Source organism: Deltaproteobacteria bacterium, from assembly GCA_030654105.1.
Taxonomy (GTDB): domain Bacteria; phylum Desulfobacterota; class SM23-61; order SM23-61; family SM23-61; genus JAHJQK01.
In genome coordinates, this window is sequence record JAURYC010000051.1 from 1 (window position 1) to 2,744 (window position 2,744).

3 protein-coding genes are annotated in these 2,744 nt (G+C 50.7%); 2 read left to right on the top strand and 1 reads right to left on the bottom strand.

Annotation, left to right across the window (positions count from 1 at the left end):
- The coding region (locus Q7V48_02145) for a pyridoxal phosphate-dependent aminotransferase (GenBank protein MDO9209539.1) at positions 1-1,167 on the top strand (1,167 nt) is incomplete at its 5' end.
- 119 nt (positions 1,168-1,286) lie between these two features.
- Here Q7V48_02145 and Q7V48_02150 read toward each other — a convergent pair.
- Positions 1,287-1,793, bottom strand: coding sequence for an NUDIX hydrolase (locus tag Q7V48_02150; GenBank protein ID MDO9209540.1), 507 nt, complete (start codon positions 1,791-1,793; stop codon positions 1,287-1,289).
- 173 nt (positions 1,794-1,966) lie between these two features.
- On the opposite strand from Q7V48_02150, the gene coaBC reads away from it, so the two are divergent.
- Positions 1,967-2,744: bifunctional phosphopantothenoylcysteine decarboxylase/phosphopantothenate--cysteine ligase CoaBC (gene coaBC / locus Q7V48_02155; GenBank protein ID MDO9209541.1), on the top strand; the 778-nt coding region annotated here is incomplete at its 3' end.

Below are 2,744 nucleotides of genomic sequence, written 5' to 3' on the forward strand. Positions count from 1 at the left end.
ATCAAGCCTTCCCCCACTTTTGCGGCTGCCGCCAAAGCCGCAGCCATGCGGGCGCAAGGCATCGAAGTCATCAGCTTCGCCCAGGGGGAGCCGGATTTTGACACCCCTACGAACATCAAGGAGGCGGCGTATAAGGCCATCCGGGAAGGTATCACCAAATATACCCCCGCTGCCGGGTTCAATGATCTCAAAGATGCCATTATCCAAAAATTTAAAAAGGATAATGACCTTGCTTATGAACGCTCCCAGGTTTTTGCTTCAGCGGGAGCCAAACTTTGCATCTATAACTTAGCCCAGGCCTTTTTCGAGGCAGGAGACGAGGTCATCGTCCCTGCGCCTTACTGGGTCTCCTACACCGATATCGTTTTGTTGATGGATGCCACGCCAGTCGTTATCCCCACCTCGGAAAAACAAGGTTTCAAGATATCCGTGGCCCAACTCCGGTCGGCCATTACCCCCCGTACGAAAGCAATTATCCTCAACAGCCCCTGTAACCCCACGGGAGCCACTTATACAGCTGATGAATTAAAGGCCTTGGCTGAAGTCCTGCTTCAGAAAAAGATCCTGATCATTGCCGATGACATTTATGAAAAATTCGTCTATGACGGGACGGTTTTCACCAGTATTGCCTCTTTGGGAAAGGAGATCCAGGATCAGACCGTTGTGGTTAATGGTGTCTCCAAGACTTACGCTATGACCGGTTGGCGAATTGGATATGTCGCAGGCCCGGCCCCGATTATTGCGGCCATGGATAAGATTCAGACCCAGAATGTATCGAACCCCGTTTCCTTTTGCCAGAAAGCCGCTGTAGAGGCTCTGGTCGGCCCGCAAGATTCGGTACAAGAGATGATCGTCGAATTTGACCGCCGGCGGAAATATATCGTGCAGCGCTTGAATGCCATGCCCGGAATCACTTGTTCCATGCCCAAAGGGGCCTTTTACGTTTTTCCCAACGTCACCGGCCTCTTCGGGAAAAGATGGGGGGAAAAGAAGATCTCCAATTCTTCGGACGTAATGGATTTCATTCTGGAAGAAGCCAGGGTGGCTGTGGTCGCCGGCAGCAGCTTTGGGGACGACAAGTACATCCGCTTCTCCTACGCGACCTCCATGAAAAATATCGAAAAAGGAATGGACCAGCTCCAGGAAGCTTTGGAAAAATTGGAATAATATTAGCCACAGAGAACACCGAGGCCACAGAGTTTAAGGTTGTTAATAATGATATTAGGCGAAAGCTAAGGCATGGGGAATCTTCCTTCGAGTCCCGAGGGTTTTTAGGTTTTTTATTTTCAGCATGTATGTCTCTGTGCTCTCTGTGCCCTCTGTGGCAAAACAGTTTCTTGTTTTTTTAGTGCGAAATAATCCTGCAGAATTTTTTTGTGATCGAAAGCTAAGGGGAAAGGAAGGTTTTTTTCGGCAAAAACTCCCGTGCGGACTGCGTCATCCCCCGGTCGAGGCAGTCCCTTCGCCTTGGCGGTGAAAACCGTGGAAATGGTATGCTGCCGGGGGTCCCGGTGTGGATCTGAATAGGTGTGCAATTGTGAGATGGTTTCAACTTTTAAACCCGTCTCCTCTTTGGCCTCTCTCAGCGCGGCTTCCTCCAAAGTTTCTCCGTAATCTACGAACCCCCCCGGTAAAGCCCAGGCCCGCGGTTCGTTCTTGCGCAGGATTAAAACAATCCCTTTTTCCCCGGTTTTTGATTTCCCTTCAATGATAATGTCCACCGTAGGAACGGGGTTGACGTATTTTAGGACCACGGCCCCACATTGGGGACAAAGGATCTCTTTTCCCTTCATTGCCAAACCTCCCCTGAATAATTCCGCATTCTGAAATCCTTAATTCTTTCACCTTTCTAAAACCCTTTAATTCCTTGACACTTAAAAATTTTCCTGCTATAAATTTATAACATCTTTCGAAGAGAGAGCAATGGAAAAGACGTGCCGAAGAGGGATTGCCTTAAACGCTTATGATGCTCAAAGGTAGAAAAATCGTCCTCGGGGTGACGGGGGGAATCGCTGCCTATAAAGCCGCTGAGTTGGCCCGCGAACTGGTAAAAGCGCAAGCTGAAGTCCATGTAGTCATGACCCGGAACGCCCAGGCCTTCATCGCTCCCCTTACCTTCCAGACTCTCTCCGGAAATCCGGTAACCACCGAACTTTTCAACCTGATCGCGGAATCGGAGATCGGCCATATATCATTAGCAGATAGGGCGGAAGTATTGGTTATTGCTCCGGCTACGGCCAATATTATTGGCAAAATTGCCGGGGGAATCGCCGATGACCTGCTCACGACCATTGTCATGGCTACCAAAGCCCCGGTTCTTTTGGCCCCGGCCATGAACGTTCACATGTGGGAAAATCCCATCTGCCAGGAAAACATCCAAAAGCTGCGTCAACGAGGGTACCATTTCATCCACCCGGAGGCAGGAGAGTTGGCTTGCGGTTATGAAGGAAAAGGACGGCTGGCTGAAATTTCGACAATTGTAGAAGAAATCTGCGTCCTCCTTTCCCCGAAAGACTTTTCTGGGGAAAAAATTCTGGTCACGGCCGGTCCCACGGAAGAGCTTATCGACCCTGTACGTTTCCTATCAAACCGCTCCTCCGGCAAGATGGGTTTTGCGCTGGCTCGCGCGGCCCGGAGGCGGGGGGCAGAGGTTACTCTGATCAGCGGCCCCACCGCTCTTGCGGCTCTTACCCAATTAAAATATATCGCCGTTCGTTCTGCGGCCCAGATGCGGGAGGCGGTTC